17 protein-coding genes are annotated in these 18,920 nt (G+C 44.1%); 6 read left to right on the top strand and 11 right to left on the bottom strand.

The window, feature by feature from the left end; all coding sequences use genetic code 11:
• The 3 genes from H515_RS0106645 to H515_RS0106635 all read left to right on the top strand — a co-directional run.
• On the top strand, positions 1 to 308 hold a 308-nt coding region (locus tag H515_RS0106645; RefSeq protein ID WP_028901747.1), incomplete at its 5' end, for a DUF3408 domain-containing protein.
• A 362-nt stretch (positions 309 to 670) separates the two neighbouring features.
• The gene (locus H515_RS0106640; protein WP_025877206.1) at positions 671 to 1,096 is read left to right on the top strand and encodes a plasmid mobilization protein; all 426 of its coding nucleotides are present in this window, start codon (positions 671 to 673) and stop codon (positions 1,094 to 1,096) included.
• Positions 1,086 to 2,147, top strand: coding sequence for a relaxase/mobilization nuclease domain-containing protein (locus tag H515_RS0106635; RefSeq protein ID WP_025877208.1), 1,062 nt, complete (start codon positions 1,086 to 1,088; stop codon positions 2,145 to 2,147). The genes H515_RS0106640 and H515_RS0106635 overlap by 11 nt, the downstream gene beginning before the upstream one ends.
• Positions 2,148 to 2,683: 536 nt before the next feature.
• Here the strand turns inward: H515_RS0106635 and H515_RS0106630 are convergent.
• The 8 genes from H515_RS0106630 to H515_RS0106595 all read right to left on the bottom strand — a co-directional run bounded on the left by H515_RS0106630 (position 2,684) and on the right by H515_RS0106595 (position 9,978).
• Positions 2,684 to 3,250, bottom strand: a complete 567-nt coding sequence (locus H515_RS0106630) for a calycin-like domain-containing protein (RefSeq protein WP_025877211.1) — start codon at positions 3,248 to 3,250, stop codon at positions 2,684 to 2,686.
• Positions 3,247 to 3,729, bottom strand: a complete 483-nt coding sequence (locus H515_RS0106625; RefSeq protein WP_025877213.1) for a hypothetical protein — start codon at positions 3,727 to 3,729, stop codon at positions 3,247 to 3,249. Before H515_RS0106625 ends, H515_RS0106630 begins: the two co-directional genes overlap by 4 nt.
• A gap of 85 nt (positions 3,730 to 3,814) precedes the next feature.
• Positions 3,815 to 5,128: a DUF58 domain-containing protein gene (locus H515_RS0106620; RefSeq protein WP_025877215.1), complete on the bottom strand. Its 1,314-nt coding sequence runs from the start codon at positions 5,126 to 5,128 to the stop codon at positions 3,815 to 3,817.
• A 54-nt stretch (positions 5,129 to 5,182) separates the two neighbouring features.
• Positions 5,183 to 6,157 carry an AAA family ATPase gene (locus H515_RS0106615; RefSeq protein ID WP_028901746.1) on the bottom strand — a complete coding sequence of 325 codons (975 nt, stop codon included), beginning with the start codon at positions 6,155 to 6,157 and terminating at the stop codon, positions 5,183 to 5,185.
• A 15-nt stretch (positions 6,158 to 6,172) separates the two neighbouring features.
• Positions 6,173 to 7,435, bottom strand: coding sequence for a DUF4350 domain-containing protein (locus H515_RS0106610; protein ID WP_028901745.1), 1,263 nt, complete (start codon positions 7,433 to 7,435; stop codon positions 6,173 to 6,175).
• Entirely contained in the window at positions 7,432 to 8,043 is a 612-nt protein-coding gene (locus H515_RS0106605; RefSeq protein WP_025877217.1) for a DUF4129 domain-containing protein, read from the bottom strand. Before H515_RS0106605 ends, H515_RS0106610 begins: the two co-directional genes overlap by 4 nt.
• A gap of 11 nt (positions 8,044 to 8,054) precedes the next feature.
• Positions 8,055 to 9,032: a hypothetical protein gene (locus H515_RS0106600; RefSeq protein WP_025877219.1), complete on the bottom strand. Its 978-nt coding sequence runs from the start codon at positions 9,030 to 9,032 to the stop codon at positions 8,055 to 8,057.
• Positions 8,998 to 9,978 (bottom strand): stage II sporulation protein M, encoded by a 981-nt coding sequence (locus H515_RS0106595; protein WP_025877221.1) that lies wholly within the window; start codon positions 9,976 to 9,978, stop codon positions 8,998 to 9,000. Before H515_RS0106595 ends, H515_RS0106600 begins: the two co-directional genes overlap by 35 nt.
• A 102-nt stretch (positions 9,979 to 10,080) precedes the next feature.
• Here H515_RS0106595 and H515_RS0106590 point away from each other — a divergent pair, with 102 nt between their 5' ends.
• The 3 genes from H515_RS0106590 to H515_RS0106580 all read left to right on the top strand — a co-directional run bounded on the left by H515_RS0106590 (position 10,081) and on the right by H515_RS0106580 (position 13,246).
• Positions 10,081 to 10,791, top strand: a complete 711-nt coding sequence (locus H515_RS0106590; RefSeq protein ID WP_025877223.1) for an RDD family protein — start codon at positions 10,081 to 10,083, stop codon at positions 10,789 to 10,791.
• A gap of 367 nt (positions 10,792 to 11,158) precedes the next feature.
• Positions 11,159 to 12,502, top strand: a complete 1,344-nt coding sequence (gene gdhA / locus H515_RS0106585; protein ID WP_025877225.1) for an NADP-specific glutamate dehydrogenase — start codon at positions 11,159 to 11,161, stop codon at positions 12,500 to 12,502.
• 81 nt (positions 12,503 to 12,583) lie between these two features.
• The gene (locus H515_RS0106580) at positions 12,584 to 13,246 is read left to right on the top strand and encodes a septal ring lytic transglycosylase RlpA family protein (RefSeq protein WP_025877227.1); all 663 of its coding nucleotides are present in this window, start codon (positions 12,584 to 12,586) and stop codon (positions 13,244 to 13,246) included.
• A 464-nt stretch (positions 13,247 to 13,710) separates the two neighbouring features.
• On the opposite strand, the gene H515_RS0106575 is transcribed toward H515_RS0106580, so the two are convergent.
• From H515_RS0106575 to H515_RS0106565, 3 genes are all read right to left on the bottom strand, one after another.
• Complete coding sequence (locus tag H515_RS0106575; protein ID WP_028901744.1) at positions 13,711 to 14,541, bottom strand: hypothetical protein; 831 nt, start codon at positions 14,539 to 14,541, stop codon at positions 13,711 to 13,713.
• A 253-nt stretch (positions 14,542 to 14,794) separates the two neighbouring features.
• Positions 14,795 to 17,605, bottom strand: a complete 2,811-nt coding sequence (locus H515_RS0106570; RefSeq protein ID WP_025877229.1) for a M16 family metallopeptidase — start codon at positions 17,603 to 17,605, stop codon at positions 14,795 to 14,797.
• Between the two features lie 57 nt (positions 17,606 to 17,662).
• A complete protein-coding gene (locus tag H515_RS0106565) occupies positions 17,663 to 18,889 on the bottom strand; it encodes a DUF4876 domain-containing protein (RefSeq protein ID WP_025877231.1) in 1,227 nt (408 codons plus the stop codon).
• Positions 18,890 to 18,920: the final 31 nt, after the last annotated feature.

The following is an 18,920-nucleotide window of genomic DNA, read 5'->3' as shown; positions in this document are numbered from 1 at the left end:
AACAGGACACAGAGAACACTACGCACTCTGAACCTGCACAGCATACAGAGAATGCAACCGTTCAAAGGCGCATCAGTGCCAAAATGAGAAAGGAAACGCTCGAATCCTACAAGCAGGCCTACCTTGTTCCAACAAAACTAAGCAACCGAAAAGCGGTCTATCTGAGCCGAGAAACGCAGGAGCGTGCCGACTTCATCGTGCGCAGATTGGGCGACAGGGGCAGCAACCTTTCAAGTTTCGTGGAGAACATCGTGCGCATTCATTTGGAGGAGTATGGTGAGGACATAGAGAAGTGGAGAAAGCTGTGAGGCACAGGAAAAGGGAACGAGGACTTTTGGGAAAAGGGGCTATTATTCCACTCAAAACCCTCAACCCTTTTTTAGAGAACATAACAACAGACATTTGTCAAACATACTGAATGATGGGAACACCACGAACGCAGTTAAACACAGAATGCACGGCATTCACTTTTCGGCAGCAAAACGCCTTGTGCGTAAACGTTTCGTTAGCTGATATTGCAAGACGTCAGTTTGTACCCACAAACTGCCCTTGCTCCCCTCGTCAGACTATCGGGGAGATAAGACCGTAATCACTCCGTTCTCATCGGTCAGTATTTAGGAATTAAGAGATAATAAATCATCTACAATGATAAACTTTCAAGGAAACTTATATGAACAGATATAAAGGAAAAGCTGCCCGATGGCAGCAACAAGATAAAGAAGAACAGCGGATGAACAAAACGGAGTTCATCAAGGTAAGATGTACCAGTGAAGAGAAGAAGCGTATCAAATCAAGAGCGGAAAGCACGGGACGGAAATTCTCCGATTATTGTCGGGAAATACTCCTTAACGGAGAAGTAACAGCCGTTCCCAAGATGACAGACAATGAGAGGGAAGCCATTGTCATTCTCCAACATACAGGAAGGTTCTATGGGCAGATTTCCAATCTCATCAAGCTCAAGGACGAGGATTGGCTACATATCACCAAGAACCTTTCGCTATGTGCCAAAGAGGCATTTAAGCGGTTTTACGACCCGCATTTTCGGGTGGATGATGAAATATATAAGGTCTTAAATCTAACAAAAAATGATAGGTAAATGCAAGGCGATAGCGCACGGAAGCACAGCTTTGGACTATATTTTCAGGGAAGGCAAACTCGGTAGTCGGCTTGCATTCCACAATCTTTGCAGCAGAGATCCAAAGACTATCTATGAGGAAATGAAAGTGGTCAGTAACTACAACAGCCGTTGCAGGAACAAGTTTCTCCGTATCGAAATTGGCATCGCACCGCAGGACGAGAAAAAGCTGTCTGTGTCCGAATATATGTGGATAGCACATTTGTTTGCCAAGCGAATGGGACTTGACAACCACCAATGGGTGGCAGTAACGCACAAGGACACCGACAACACGCACATTCACATCATCGCCAACCGCATCAGTCTGTATGGAGAGGTCTATGATACTACTTTTGTGAGCAACAGGGCTGCAAGGGTGGCAGAGGAAATCAGCAGGGAGAAAGGCTTGACCATTGCAAAAGAGGTCAAGGCAGAAAGGAAACACCAAAAGGAAAAAGCCAGCCCTACAAGAGAGCAAACAAAACAGCAGGTGCAGAAGATTTGCTACACCTTGCTTGACAAGTACAAAGGAACAGGCGTCACGGGGCATTCCATGTTCCTTTATGAATTGAACAAAAACGGCATTACCATAGAGCGTATGAAGAACAAGCAGGGCAAGGTATATGGCTTGAAGTTCTCATACGCAGGGCAATCCTTCAAGGCTTCCGAAATCGGCAGGGAGTTCGGCTACCATTCCTTGCAGAATGACTTTGAAACAACCAACAAGGAAGAAACAAGGAAACCACATCTAACAGTACAAGAGCCGACAGAAAAGAGAGAACAATCTGATACAGGTTACCAACTTGTACCTCCAAGCCGCTCCTCTATCTCACGAGACAATGATACCTCACAAGTGCAGAATCCCATTGGTGCAGTGGCAGACACCATCGTTAGCGCAGCCGATGAAGCGGTGGAAGGGTTAGGCGATTTAATTACACCAAGTACACAAGGCAATGACTTAACCGAAGCTGCATGGCAGCGCAAACTCAGATACCAAGCTAACAGAAAGAAGAAACGTGGAAGGGGAATATAAACATAGCATACAAAAAGTGCATAATAAAGAATATCTCATCAAAAACGCTTGCTATTCGGTAACAAAGTATTATCTTTGCAAACAGAATAACAAGCGTTCTTTGTTAGGCAGAAAACAGCGAAGCCAGGTAGCTCGCTCGTTTCTAAATCGTTACCAGTTTAGTCTTATCAACAAGGTAACTTATTTATTTTCAATCAGTTGTAGTTTAAGAATTATCTTATGATGCGATAGCTTAGGAAAGGATATTCACCTCCAACCAAACATCGAATCGCAGATCCCCATTCGGTATCGAAAACTTTGCTTTGTGTACGGCGTCAATGACCAATCACTGTTCAGCATGAAACTCTATGACAACTCATGAGAATAAGACCATATCGGTCATTTAAAAAGAACGATAAACAAACTGCTCGCAATCAAATAAAATCAGTACTGCCCCAGACGAGCGATTTGGATAAAAAAAGGAAACGAGAAGCAGCGTTCTCATTTCCTTTTTTATGGTTTCATCAACCTTGCGTAAGTGCTGATAATCCGTAGGCCTACTTTTTCCCAGTAAATGTAGCGTTGATGGCAGCTGGAGAAGTGCCCAGTTGGTAATTATTGAGTATGGTTACTCCGCCTTGTTCATCGAACGACACTGTCATGTTGCCAAGTTTTTTCGCCTCATACTGCTTTTCAGGGAGTATCCCCAGTTTGCAGGTGAACTTGATACCATCATTCCTGTAATCGCGGAAGTAAGCGTTCTTCGCAGCGTCGAAAGCCAAATTGCTGATGGTGTAGGTGTCAAGGACGATGTCGCCCATCGGTGTCCCAGTGTAGGTTTCCTTTGAACTTGTTACATTGATAGTGCCATCGGCATTCTTGCTGATAGTATAGGTGGCATTCTCAACATTGTAAGGCCCCATTCCGAATGCTATCAGCGAGTTCTTTCCTATATATGCCCCTTCGATTGTGTTTTCAGCGACAGGACTAAACGCAATGCTCTTGATGTCGCTGGCATTAAATGTTACCGACGTACCGTCGTTCTTGTTTACGACTACTGTTTGTGCATGGGTATAAGAAGCTGCCGTCAGGACAACAACGAGGAGTAAAAATATTTTTTTCATTTAACGATGAATTTGAATGTTTTAGAATATGTTTTTACGATAAATATGCCAGACTTTCCGTTGAGTGGTATCTCAACTGTTCCGCACTGACTTGCGGTTGCGCTGCCAATCACCTCGCCGTTGACGGCATAGACCGTCACCTTGCGGCCAGCTGGGAGTTGCTCACCCTTAAGGGAGCTGCCGATGGTAAAGATGCCTGTTTTGGAGCTGGCATCAACCGATGTTATGCCAGCGGCTTCTGTAAATTCAATCTTACGATAATCGGCAATGGGATACTGAACCGTTTGCTTTTTGGTCGTAAGTACCAGAAAATCGGATGTGAAAGACACTACAGGTTTGTCGGCTAATGCGAAGAACGTCGCCGTTCCGTCAACATCGCTGACCTTGACATGCACGTAGTCGGCAGCCATGGCCGAAACACCAGCCATCGACAGCAGTAAAAGGCATGTCAGTTTTCGTAAATTTGTTTTGATTCTCATATTGTTTGAAGTTTTTTCGAGTCTGAAAACGGATGCAAAAGTAAACAATATGGAAAACACTCGCAATCCTTATTTATTGGGATTTTTACGACAGCATTTGTCTTTGCTTCAATTCCAGGTACTTATTAATGACATCTATGCTGAGCGCTTCGGGCCTTGTCAGCAGACTTAGGATGCCATGCTGTTGGAGTTTTGTGACAATGAGACGTTTCTCGTAGGCGAATTTCTCAGCTATGACATGCTGGTAATAATCCTCCGTGGTGCGTTTGTCGGACTTAATAAAGTCGTTCAATTCCGAATCCTCAAAGAAAACCACCAGCAGGCGATGGCGTCGGCTGAGCATCTTCAGGTAAGACAACTGCCGCTGCAGGGCCGACATTCCCGAAAAGTTGGTGTAGAGAACCAGTAGGCTCCGTTTGCTGATTTGTTTGTTCACATTTACACAAAGATTGCTGAAGTCGGTCTCGCTGAAATTGGTCCGCTGATTGTAGAGAGCACCGAGAATGTGCTGCATTTGCCCTGGACGGCGAGACGGGGTGAGCAATGTGTCGAGATTATCGGAGAAGGTTATCAGTCCGGCCTTGTCCTCCCGGTGAATGGCAACATAGGAAAGCACCAGCGACGCATTGATACTATAGTCCAAAAGCGTCATACCATTGAACGCTTGTTGCATGACGCGTCCTTTGTCTATCACCGAATAGACCTGTTGCGACCGTTCCTCTTGATAGACATTCACCATCAACTGATTGCGACGGGCACTGGCCTTCCAATTGATGGAACGGTATTCGTCGCCTTTCACATACTCCTTTATCTGCTCGAACTCAGTGTTGTTGCCCACACGACGGATGCGTTTGATGCCCATATCAGTGAGGTTGTTGCTCATGGCCAACAGTTCGTAATGGTTCAGCATGAGATAGGAAGGATAGACTTTCACATTTTTGTCCTCGCCCTCTGTGTATCGGCGCTCCACCAACCCCAGCATGGTACGGGCAAAGATACGTATCTTGCCAAAGTTATATTCTCCCCGTCTGACAGGGCGCAACGTGTAGGTAAGTCGGCGGACTTCATGTGCGGGGATGACGAGACGGTATTCCACGTCTCTGCGCTGAAAGATTGCGGGTGTCTCATCGATGACCGTCGTCCTAATCATAAACGGATAGGCACTCTCAACCTTGATTAACACTTTGTTGTCATCGCCATTTGACAGGCGGTCGGCACACTCGCGCGTTGCTTTAACGGCCTTTTTATAATAGAGAAGCACAGCATCGGTCAGCAAAATTGCCAGAAAAGCACACAACAATCCTTTCCCTATCGTGAACAACAGAGGAAAAGCAAAACCAAGTCCGATAATCAGAGCATTGGCCGTCAACAAGATGTAAAACCTTCGAGATAGGTACATGGATAATCTTTTCTGATGATGAAGAGTTAAAAGAATTGGGAAATTTTTCGTTCCTTACTTGGGCACTTCCACCTTCTCTATCAGCCGCTGGGCAACCTTCAGCGGTGTGTAGCCTTCCATCTCCGCCTCAGCGGTGAGCATGAGACGGTGCTGAAGTACACTCGGCGCTACAAACTTGATGTCGTCTGGCGCAACGAAGTCGCGGCCATTGAGAAGAGCATAGGCCTTGGAGGCGTTGAGAATGGCCACCGACGCACGGGGGCTCGCTCCGAGATAGACTGCCTTTGAGGTGCGCGACCGCTGAACAATGGAGGCAATGTAGCCAATGAGACTCTCTTCGACATAGACTTTCTCAAGCATCTTGCGCATGCCAAGCAATTCATCGATGGAGAGAACAGGCCGCACACCTTCAAGGCGGACGAGGTTTCGTTTGGCCTGATGACGCTTCAATATGTTTATTTCGTCCTCCAAAGAAGGATAATCCATCGTCACTTTAAACAAGAAACGGTCGAGCTGCGCTTCGGGAAGGCGATATGTACCTTCTTGTTCGACGGGATTCTGCGTGGCAATGATTGTATATAGGTCGCCCATCTGCCTTGTCGTGCCGTCGATGGTGACCTGTCGTTCCTCCATCACCTCGAAGAGGGCGGCCTGTGTCTTGGCTGGGGCGCGGTTGATTTCATCCACCAAAACAAGTTGCGAGAAAACCGGTCCTTCGTGGAAATCGAACTGTGAGGTCTGCATGTTGAACACTGTTGTTCCGAGAACATCACTCGGCATCAGGTCGGGTGTGAATTGAATGCGCGAGAAACGGGCATCAATCAATTTTGAGACCAGACGTGCCAGCAGTGTCTTTGCGACACCCGGCACACCCTCAATGAGCACATGTCCATCGGCGAGGATTGCCGTCAGTATGAGGTCAACAGCCTGTTGCTGTCCTACAATCACATTGCCTATCTGCTGACGTACCTCAGCAATCTTGCCACTGAAAACGGTCAGGTCGGTTCGTTCAACTGTATTCTCTTCCATAATCTTCTATTGCATTTATAATTGGTTCAATATTTTGTCCATAGCGTCAACAAGCTCTTTCAGTTCGGAGTCTGATATCTTGGCGGCATCTTTCAGCTTTCTTATTTTCAGTAAGGTATTTTCCACTTCCTGACGGGTCAGCCCCGTGTGGTTGGTTATCAGCGTAACCGTTTCGCGCTGCTCTTCATCGGCCATAATGTCGGCCATGATACTGCGACGGATGGTTTCTGCAAAGTAATTACACTTCTTTGTCAGGAGGTCGCGATTGTCGTGGTGCTGATGATAAAGGGTTCCGATGAGCTTCACAAACTCAAGCGATTTGTTTTCTGGTGGTGTAACAACGGGGATGACACGCTGGCGACGACGTGCCGTGAAGACAAAGAAAAGCAGGAGTCCGAAGAGAGCAAGATAGACAGCCCATCGGAGTGGCTCCTTCTCTAAGAAATAGCTCAACGGAGAGTTTGATCCGCTGGACAATTTCGGCAGATAGGCTTGCGTCCTCACCACCTCCATGTTGCCAAACTGTGATATGGTCCGAAAAATCAACGGATTGATATCCTTATCAAGTATCCCGTAATTGGTGAACAACTGCGGGACAGCATTAAGCAAAAGCGTACCCTTGCCTATGTGCATGGAGATTATCTTTGGTTGCCAATCCTCGGTTGTAGGCTGCATGGCCTGCGTGTCGGCAGGTTCGGTCTCCAGCTTTCTGTATTGCAGCAAGGTGTCACACTCTATTCTCTTTCTGTATTCAAAGCCACCACTCATCAATGGATAGTAAACGCGGAACATTCGTTTCTGATAAGGTTTTTGGTCCGCCCACCAAAGGGTATCCATAGGATCGCCCATCTGCTGCAGACTGATTTGCACCATACGTGGGCTGAAGGTACCATAACTGTCAATCCAGACAGGAATTACATCTACACACCTGCTCTCTGGTCTATAGTCGTGCACCACCAACATGATTTTATTTCCTCTGCGAAGCAACTGTTTCATAGCTTTCAAGTCTGTTACGGTCGGTGTGAAGTTGATGGCATTTACCATTATTGCACGAGGTTGCTTACCTTCTGACAGCAGTTGGGGCAAGGTTTTGTTGGTGACAGAATAGTCTTGAGATAGTGAACTCTGCACCAGTGAGTCGAATACGGCACAACCAAAGGGCTGACGGTCGGTGTGGAGGTAGGTGGGTTGCCAGACAAACTTGCTGGGAGCATTCCATTGGAGGACAAACACAAACACAAGGAAAGCCAAAACACCCAAAACAAACTTACGGTTCATGACTGCCCTCCTTCCGTTATTTCTTTCTGTAACCCCAACATCAAAGCCACTTGGCCACCGTCAGCCTGATAATTTCCATAGCGAACTCGCATAAAGAGATTTGTGAAACGAACGAAAGCAGGCAAAAGGAATTCCTTGGTGTATTGTGTCGGAGTCTTGTATATCTGCCAGTTTATGCGATGATTATCGGCCAACCAGCGAAGCGTCTGCAAATAGATGATACACACACACCGATTGTAATCATTGAGTCGCCGGGCCTTATCAAACTCCGCCTCAAAGTCAATGCCGTAGATGTTGTTCTCCTCGAAAGCATTTTTCGACGACCGTCCTTCTGTTCTGAAAAGGGCCGGTTTGTAGCGCCAGAGCAAATATCCTACCACGCCCAACAGGGTCAACGCCACAAGAATGTAGAGCAAAATCCGCACGTCACCATCGGACTTGATGGAGAACACATCATCGAGGAAACGGCTTATCTGCTGAAGAATCCATCCAAACAAGCTGCTGTCTGGTGCTTCAAGCTCACGAGCATAGTTGTAAGCCTCATCAGACTGAAACTGATGAAGTAGTGAACTGTCGCACGTTAGGGTGTCCTTGAGCTGTGAGAGCATTGGCAAAGCAGTTAGACTAAGTCCTCAAAATTATCTATTTCCTTGCTTTTGGCAGACATTTCCTCAAAGCGTTGTATGTCCTCATCTACCGAGACATCGTCCATTTCCTCAGCCAAGCTACCGTACTGATAACCCAGTCCTATTGTGTTCAGTGACATTGAGAGATACATTCCGAAAGTCTGAATCACAGCAAAAAGGTAGAGAGCGAAGCTGAAGATGGATGAATTGACTATGGGATTCTCATTGTCGCTTACCACAAACAGGGCTTTCACCAAGAACATGATGTACCATGGCAGCATGAAACACCCCTGAATGACATTCGCAAGGATATTCAACACAAGCAAAAAGCCCAAGATAGCCCAAAAATGATGCGCCGTTAGCCTTATGCTTTGCCTAAGAGAGTTGAACACTGTCTGATTGTCCTCGAAGATATAAATAGGGTATGCCAATGACAGGGGTACGATAGCGACCACAACCAGCAAAACAAGCAGTAAGAGAATCCCCCACCATTCCGTAAGATAGACTATCAGACCAAACACCGCATATAACAACAACACAATCGTTCCCAAAGTTAAACCCATAATGAGGGAACGCTTGGCAGCCTTAATGATTTTCGGTTTGAGGTCTTTCAGTGTGACCCCTCGCAGTCGTTCGTCATTTTCGTGGTAATGACGCATCATCGCATAGGTAAAAGCCGCCAAGAGAATGCTTCCTATCAAGATAAAGATGAAATAAGAAACATAAGATATGATTAGTTTTACGACAAGGGAATCCCCTATGTTTACCGCCTCATTGACTGCCATATCCGAAAAGATGGAGGTCAAATAATTCAGCGAAAACGCTTGCAACAGGCTAAGAGGAAGGAGCAGATACAAACATCCTTTCAACCATAATTTGCTGTTTTCCTTGAGAAAGTCGAAAGTATCTGAAAACTTATCGCCGAAAGAGCGAACTTTATAGAGTTGAATTTTGGGGCGTTCTATCTGCATTGTGATTACGTTTATAAGGTAAATAAATAAAATAAAATACGACAAATATCGCCGAAAGGGCTATGATGGTCAGCCGAAGCTCGTCGCCCATGTCTGTATGCCGTGTGAGAAAACTCTCAATGAATCCTGCTATGATAAACAAAGGTACTGTCCCAGCCACTATTTTCATGCCTCGCCGTGCACCACACTTGAAGCTCTCAAGACGGGAATACGTACCAGGGAAGAGCCATCCATTACCCATTGCCAAGCCAGCGGCACCAGCCACTATGATGGACGACAGCTCAAGCGTGCCATGAAGCATGGTTGCCATGAGGCTTTCGCCAAGAAGCCCCTGTTGATAGAAGAAAGTATCGAAGCAACCGATCATCAAACCATTCTGAAAGAGTATCAATCCAGGAATGAAACTTGTGAGCAGACCTGACACGAAGATATTGAACGACACCATTATATTATTGAAGGTGATTTGCCAGAACATGGAATCCGAGGGAGACAACCCATAAACACCCATCGGATGTCCAGCCTTGATGTTCTCCATCGTCATGTCCATATAGGCATCGCCCATAATAAGACGGGGAAAATCACTGTCGCCGATCGTTGAAACCACTCCGACAAAGTCACTTACGGCGAAAATCAGGAAGGAAATCAGGAGCAACCGTCGTTCGTTCCACATCACATCGGGCACTTCTTGCGACCAGAAAGTTATCAATCTTGTCCACTTCTCGCGCTTGTTCCGATATATCTCGTTGTGCAAGGCCGAGGCAAGGTTGTTCAAATAAGCCGTGATTCGTGAGTTGGGATAGTGGGTTTGTGCAAAGGCAAGGTCAGCCGTCAGGTCGGTATAGACATCGGCAAGGTGGTCCGGTGAATCGTTCGTGGCTTTATCCACAACGCTTTCCGTAGCTCTCCACTTGTCAATGTTATTCCGGATGAACAATATCTCTTTCATAAAATTAGAGGTCTGACCGTACTTTTACTTTAGTTTAGGAGCAAAAGTACAGATTTATTCTTATATTTGCAACAGAAAACAGAAATTCTTTTGACAACGATCATGCCTGAATCCAATATCATTACGGGACAATACGTTCGCATCAACCAAACCGCAGCCAGCATCGGGACACGCCTTGTGGCAAGAGGAATAGACGCCATCATAGTGGTTGCCTATGCCATTGGAATAATTCTGCTGATGGAACAAGCCATCACTATTAACCGCTATTACATCTTTGTTTTTCTTCCTGCAATCCTCTATTCGTTTCTCTTCGAGCTCTTCAACAACGGACAGAGCCTCGGCAAGATGATCATGCATATTAAAGTGGTGAAAATAGATGGCAGCACACCCACCATAGGCGACTATTTCATGCGTTGGCTGTTGCAAATCATCGACATTGACATGATGGGAGTGGGCGCATTAGCCATCCTCCTCACCAAGAACAGCCAACGGTTAGGCGACCTCGCCGCAGGCACGATGGTCATCAAGCTGAACAATTACCGGCAATTGCAGGTCTCGCTCGACGAGTTCTCTTATCTGGAGCGCAACTATATGCCAGTTTATCCGCAAGCAGAGGACCTCACTCTCAACCAGATTGACGTCATCCAACGAGCCCTCAACTCTGACTATGGGCAAGAACGCAACAACAGAATAGAATTATTGGCCGAGAAAGTGCACAGTATGCTCGGAATTTCCTATGACAAAACGAGTGCGGAAAAATTCCTCTACACAATAGTAAGGGACTATCAGCACTACTCGCTGGAAATCGTGTGACACCTACTTATTATATTGACATAGGTTGGACACTTTGCTAAAAGAGTTGATTCAAATTTTAAAATGCGTACTTTCGTCAGGAAAATTAAATATTTCACATAAAAGCACTTCTGCAATTACCAAGGCTTAAATTTCGACAAAAATACAAAATAAACACTTGCATTGATGCTTTTTAGTTGCAAAACTGATATTTTTTTTATTCTTTTGCAAAATACAGCTTGAGCTAATTGGCATCAATAAATTACATATTGTTGGCGATGGGAAGAAAAAGACACGATTTTCTTTGGTGTTTTGATTTAATTTGGATAAATTTGCGGTATCATTTGACAAACTGACACTAACATAAACATTTTAAATTACAATTACTATGGAAGTTGTTAAAATTATGAAAACTCTGGAGCAGAAGCATCCAGGAGAAGCAGAGTACTTGCAGGCAGTGCAGGAAGTACTTGAGTCTATTGAAGAAGTGTACAATCAGCACCCTGAGTACGAGAAGGCAAAAATCATCGAAAGAATGGTTGAGCCTGAGCGTATCTTCACTTTCCGTGTGACATGGATTGACGACAAGGGCGAAGTACAGACAAACCTCGGCTATCGCGTACAGTTCAACAGCGCTATTGGCCCGTACAAAGGTGGTCTCCGCTTCCACAAGGCAGTTACTCCTTCAATGTTGAAGTTCCTCGGTTTCGAGCAGACTTTCAAGAATGCGCTCACAACATTGCCTATGGGTGGTGGTAAAGGTGGTTCTGACTTCGACCCAGTGGGCAAGTCTGACGCTGAAATCATGCGCTTCTGCCAGGCCTTCATGCTCGAATTGAGGCACAATATCGGCCCAGATCAGGATATCCCTGCTGGTGACGTAGGCGTTGGTGGCCGCGAAATCGGTTACATGAACGGTATGTACCAGAAACTCACACGTCAGTATCACACAGGCGTGCTCACAGGTAAGGGTCTGACATGGGGTGGATCTTTCTTCCGTCCTGAAGCAACAGGTTACGGTGCCCTCTATTTCACAGAACACCTCCTCAAGAAGGCTGGCAAGGACATCAAGGGCAAGAAGATCGCTCTCTCAGGCTTCGGCAACGTTGCTTGGGGTGCCGCTAAAAAGGCAACAGAGCTCGGTGGCAAGGTAGTTGCTATCTCTGGTCCTGATGGTGTATGCGAAATCCCAGAAGGCATCACTCCTGAGATGATCGACTACATGCTCGAAATGCGTTCTTCAAACCGCAACAAGGTTGAAGATATGGCTACTAAGTTCCCAGGCAAGGCTAAATTCATAGCTGGCAAGAAGGCTTGGAGCATTCCTGTTGACATCGCACTCCCTTGTGCATTCCAAAACGAGCTCAGCGAAGACGACGCTAAGGAGCTGAAAGCTAACGGATGCTGGTGCTGCTGCGAGGTTTCAAACATGGGTTGCCAGCCAGGCGCTATCCACTTCTTCCAGAAGAACGGCATTCTCTTTGCTCCAGGCAAGGCTGTTAACGCAGGTGGTGTGGCTACATCTGGTCTTGAAATGACACAGAACGCAGCTCACTTGAACTGGGCTCCTGCTGAAGTTGATGCTAAACTCCACTGGATTATGGAAAGCATCCACGAGCAGTGCGTTAAGTTTGGTACTCAGAAAGACGGTAGCGTCGACTACGTTAAGGGTGCCAACATTGCTGGCTTCATGAAGGTTGCTCAGGCAATGCTTGAACAAGGCGTAATCTAATAAGCTTTCTCCGTCGCCCACTCACATTGCGTGAGTGGGGACGACATACAACGGGAGAAGGCTGAACTAAACATAAAACTTATGAAGAAAATCAGAATTCTCCTAATAGTATTAACATCATTCGTAGGCTTTACCATCTCGTCACTGTGCAACGCACAGACGAGTGGTAAAGCCTCTTATTATAGCAACAGGCTCCACGGGCGCAAGATGAGCAATGGCGAGCGTTACAACAGCAAAGGCTTTACCTGCGCACACCGCACACTGCCCTTCGGAACCAAGCTGAAGGTCACCAACACACGCAACGGACGCTCCGTAGTAGTGAGGGTTACCGACCGCGGCCCATTCGTACGGGGACGCATAGTCGATCTTTCCTATGCTGCAGCCAAGGAGATTGGCATGATTTCAAGTGGAGTTGCCTACATCAAGGTAGAGAGATTGCCCAAGGAAACAGAAATACCGTACGCTGCAGAGCCAAAGTCAATCCAAATGCCTGATATTGAATACGGTCTGGCTGGTGTATGCTACGAGTTCATACCCGAATGGAAAGAGGACAACAACACCGAGCAACCCAAAAAGATAGCCCGAAAAAGCATTCAAAAGAAACCAAAAACAAATACTCAGAAAAATACTGAGTCGCCCAACTCAAACACAGGTAAGCATCAGCCCCAAAAGGAAACCGAATCCAAGAGTTGGACCAACTTCTTTAAAAAGGTGAAAGAAGGCGTTACCAACATCTTCGAATAACCGCTCCATCTGCCCCACTCTTTTACATAACGACGCATCATGCTGGAGACAACCTAACTCCTTCAACATTGCCTCATCATACTATTCAGTGAGTCGCCAACCAACAGTATCCACCTGAAAGCCCTCACTAACAGCTGCATCAGCTAACCTACCACACATTAATATAATATGCGAACATGCCTTACGACAGACATTTTCGCATTTTTTTTATATCCCTAATCATCAAACCGACAATACAATTTATCCATCAACGACACCGTTAAATCAACATAACGTAACTACCTGAAAACAAACACAATATCTAACACATCGCAAAACATGACCTTTTGCAAGCCGATAGGTGACCTTTCACTCACCAAAAGGTCACCTATTATCATCCAAGCGCAGCTCATGGAAAATTCTGCAACAAAAAAGGGCAGGTATTCCCCTGCCCATAATAGTCAAAAAATGTAGTTCGAGTCAATTTATTTTCGAGTTGGTATGGTAAATTCTGTGACCTTGCTGATACTTCTATTGCCTTGCAATACGGTCAGTGCGAAAACAGAAGTACCGTCCTTGAGCCTTTTGTCTGCTTTGACAAGAGCGGTGTAACGGATGCCGCCACCAGGTTCGATGCTTTCGACATGAATGGACGGGCTGATAGTGATGTGCTTGTTGTTGGTGGTCTCTAAAACAGAGGGCTGAACATCGTAAAGCGTTTGTTCGCCACGGTTCATGACTTCAAAGATAATCTTGCCAACCTCGCCACTGGACAACATCCCATCCTCGTTGTCGTCAACGAACCGGGCATTGGTGATTTCAATGTTTGGCGTATATTGATAGGCACTGGCCAAATCTTCGACACTTGACTCGGCCGGAACTTTAGATGATGGCTCGGCGGCACTGTAATTGCCAGTGTAATCATTGCTGTTGAAATCGTAGAGAATATCATCGCCAGAGTTAGATGAGTCGAACCCACTCTCATCAGTGACAGGCGTCTCTGTTGCTTTCTCTTGCTTAGCGTATGGATCATAGCCACGCGCCTTGTTCTGTTGTATCCTTTCGTAATGTTCGCGTACTTGTTCTTGATCTTGTTTGTCCTTTTGCGCGCCGATAGAGGCCCCGAGAACCGCTCCCCCAGCCATACCGATGATAGTACCAACATCAGAGCCACGAGCGCCACCAGCAATTCCACCGATTGCACTACCAAGAATACTTCCCAATGAACCTCCAGTGTAAGCACCAGAACCAGTGTATGTACCGCAAGAGCTGACTAAAAAGACCGCAGCCACAGCAACAATTATATCCTTTTTCATTACCTTTACCTTAAATATCTTTAGCAAAGGTAGCAAAAATATAATCACAAAAGAGGATATTTTCCCTATTCAATGGGGGAATTTCCCTATTAATTGCATTAGTTCGAGTTAAGTGGGTTATAGTAACCAAAAGGGCTGACACCTTGTGAGGAGTGTCAGCCCTATTTTAGAAATTAATAAAAGTTTTACCAGACAGCAATATTTTAGAAGCCATCAAATAGGTATCGTTCTATTTTGCATTAAAAGAACGCATTTATTCAGACATCATTGTGATTTCTATTCTACGATTCGATTTCAAAATATCTTTCGCTATTTGTTGCACATCTTGCGGTGTAAGACTTTTCACGAGGTCTTCATAGCCTGTAAAGAAATCGACATTGTGGCGCAAACGATTGTAGATGACATAGTCCCAATAGCCATTTGTATTGATAGATTGACTGTATGCCTTAAGCAAATATTTCTTTACCTTATCCATGCTTGACATTAATGGTCCTTTGTTGGCTATGTTTTCTATTTGCTGATAAATGATAGGCATCAGCATTTCGTATTTTGCAGGGTCGGTACGAAAACTTATTTTAAGGAATCCGTGTGGCTTTGCCGTATTGTCCAACTCGCTTTGTACGCTCACACCATAAGTTCCTCCTTTTTCTTCACGCACCGAGTCGGTGTAAGCAATGGTAAGAACACGTTTGAAAACATCGAGAGTTAGGTCGTTTTTTGGAGTAAAGGCTTCGTCGAAAGTATAGAAAACGCTTACCAAAGTAGAAGGTGTGTTCATCTTCTTTTTAAAGATATGCGTTTCGTTTACATTGCGTACTTGCGGATAACTATCTTTCGCTATGCTATGTTTGCCCTTACTTGGCAGTGTGGCTATGTATTGGCAGAGCAGCGGACGTAAGGTTTCCATATCGATATTGCCCACCAAAACCATTTTAAATCCAGAGGCATCGCTGAAACGTTCATTGTAGATTTGCCAAATACGCTTGTAAGAAACACGATCGAGCGTACTACATTTCATAGGCTGCAGGCGTGGGTGATTGCCGTAAAGAATAGCCGTAACAGAATCTTTATAAGCTACTTGTGGATTGGCTTCTCGGTTTTTAAGGAATGAACGCATGGTTTCTATGCTACCTTTGAATTTTGCTTCATCTTTGCGAGGAGCTGTAAAATAAAGATAAGTAAGTTGCATCATGGTTTCAAAATCTTTCACCGATGAATTGCCATTAATGGCTTGTGTTTCGACTCCTATACTTGGGGCTATGCGAACAGCTTTTCCGCTCAGCAATCTGTCTAATTTTACCTTGTCAAAGTTGGCCACACCTGCGTCAGTAATGGCACTCGACAGCATAGGAAAGTTTATTGCATCAGCATCAGGATATAAAGATGTGCCACCTTCACCAAAAAAACGCATATTAATTTCGTCTTTAGCAAAATCGGTTTTCTTAACATAAACCTCTACGCCATTGCTTAGTACGAGTTTCTTTACACCAAACTTGTCCCAATCTGTTTCCTTTTTTATCTTTCCTTTCTTGGGTAATTTGGCAATAAGTTTAGCTTGTAATATCTCTTCCGCGTAAGGCTCATATTTTTTAGCTTGGGCATCAAGTACATATTGCTCGAATGTAGCCTCATCTGCGATAGGGAAGTCAGCCTTTAAAGGAGCATAAACGGTAAGTACTTGATTCTTGTTTGTAATAAGTTCAGTTACCTCTTGGTTGACTTCAGAAAGAGTAACCTCTGCGTTAAATTGTTTTATGAGTTGGTAATCATATTCTGGTGATGTGATAGGTTCATTGTTCAAAAAGTTTTGCAAAGCCAATTTTACTAAAGAACGATTACGGCGGTCGTTGCGTTCTGTATATCTACGCTCTGCACCTTTAAGGAAAGTAGTTTTTGCACGTTGCAGTTCGCTTGCAGTAAACCCATGTTGGCGAGTGCGTTCTACTTCTCCAATAACTGCATTGAACGACCCTTTTACATTCTCTTGCAAACAACCGAATGACACCGAAAATGCATCTTTTGTTTTTGAAATAAAGAATTGCCCATTGCCAACCGAAGCACTATGAAATGGAGGCATTGCTTGTTTCTTTATATCGTTTAGTCGATTGTTGAGCATATTGACAATCAAGGAACTTAAGTATTTCTTGCGCTGGGAAATAACAAGATTTTTTTCATTGTCAGGAGTAGCCGCCTGTTTCATGTAAAGATTAACGAGCATAATGGGTTGTTCGCTATCTTTATCAATTGAAACTATCATTTTTTCGTTATCAGGAACGGGATAGTAAATGCGTTCTGCTGGGTCTTCAGGCTTTGGAATATCAGCAAATGTATGGCGAATCTTTTGTTCTATTTTATCAACGTCAATATCTCCAACAATGATTATTGCTTGTAAATCCGGACGATACCACTTTTGATAATAGTCTCGTAAGTCTTTATAAGGAAAATTATCCACTATATCCATTGAGCCGATAGGCAGACAATCTTCATATTTTGTACCCTTGTATATCGTTGGCATGACACGTTCCATCATGCGTTGAATAGCCATTCCTGCACGACGAGTACGCCATTCTTCATGAATTACGCCACGCTCTTTGTCAATTTCGTCATCGTTGAGCAATAGGAAATGACTCCAGTCGTGCAAAATGAGTAAGGTAGAGTCTATGATACCCTCTCGCTTAACAGGCACAGCCGAAATATTATAAACCGTCTGGTCTACGCTGGTGTAAGCGTTAAGGTTTGTTCCGAATTTAACCCCAATGGTTTCACACCATGGCACAATACCCAATGAGTTTCCTTTCCCTTGGAAATGCTTTGTACCATTAAATGCCATGTGTTCTAAAAAATGGGCTAAACCACGTTGACGAGGCTCTTCAAGAATTGAGCCGACACGTTGTGCAATAAAAAAATCGGCTAATCCCTTTTCCTTTGCATTGTGTTTTATATAATAAGTAAGTCCGTTTTCTAACTTGCCCACTCTATACGAATTGTCTACTTCTACCGTTTGTGCTGTTATAGAGAACGGTAAAAGGAGTGTAACAAGAAGTGTTGAAAAAAGTTTATTCATAATGTTTAATTATAAAAATCCCCCTCTAACAATATTGTCAGAGGAGGAATGTAAGTTTTATTTCATAGTTGGGGCTGCCTTTGGAATGAAGTCTTCAGTAGAATTGTTAGTATCAACATACTTTCCATTCTTCATTTTTCGTACAACGGCAGTACCGATACCACTCTTGTCCTTAGCGTTATCATTGCAATAAGTGAAGCCCTTATCCATTGAAACTGGGATAATGTTCCAATCATGAGGATTATCTTTAATATCAACATTGACAGCATCAATAATCCAAGCCGAAGGAAGGAAGTACGCCTTTTGTGTCATTAATTTTCCATTAACATTATTATTGTATTGAGCGTCATAATTATTATTCTTTAAAAAGTCTTGTATTGTTCCTTGAATCTTACCAATTGCGTATGCCTTATTGCCTTTCATGTTTAACACAAGGATAGATGCTGAAGTGGTAAATATGCGTTCCAAATCTTTAACATTGGCATTCTGCTCATCTTTATAATTGTTGGTTGAAATGTCGTAGAATTCAAAATCAGCTTTGCTCAAATCGAAAGAGTTAGCATTTACACTCTTATGATTTTTCCCATTCAATGCTAATAACAATGTTTCTCCAGGCTTTACAGGCACATCTTTACCTCTACCTGGAATCATATATATAGCACCTGCAGCAAAACCTTCGTTTCTGTAATCCTTGATATACTTACGTTTTACACCATTGGTAAAGGCAGATTCCATGATAACCAAACTATCAGCATACATTAGTTTGCTTGTATTGTTGGTAATTTTGATGTATTGGTCAGCAAAATAAGGCTTTCCTTTTGGTGTTTGTGTACCACGGAAGAAAATTTCAGATATAACAAATCCTTCTTTTCCTGTGGTAACATTGAGCAAAAGATTGATTTGGTTAGAATTATTCTCTACTAATTGTACATTTTCGTTGGTCGTATTTACTTCTATTGATACCTCTTTGCCACCAGCTTCGTATGTTAAAATGCCTTGCGCCAATACAGAGTAAGTGCCAACAGGTATGTTCTTTATCTCTGCAGTGTAACCTTTTTCAGTCTTACTAAATTCTTTTACACTATAAACAGTTTTTGTTGTCTTGTTGGTAAGTAGGACAAGAGCATTTTTAAAATCTTTTACTTGAATGTTCATAGGCATTTCAATATTAATTTTTGCCGAAGTTTCAAGCGTTTGTGGGTCATCTTTATCGTCTGAACAAGACACAAAAGAGAAACACACGGTAAGGAGCAATGTTATGCTCATTAAAATTTTCTTTGTCATTTTCTTTCTTTTAAAGTTATTACTAATTGAT

The organism is Prevotella corporis DSM 18810 = JCM 8529 (assembly GCF_000430525.1).
In the GTDB taxonomy this organism is placed as follows: Bacteria; Bacteroidota; Bacteroidia; order Bacteroidales; family Bacteroidaceae; genus Prevotella; species Prevotella corporis.
This window is presented reverse-complemented; position numbering and strand designations above follow the sequence as displayed.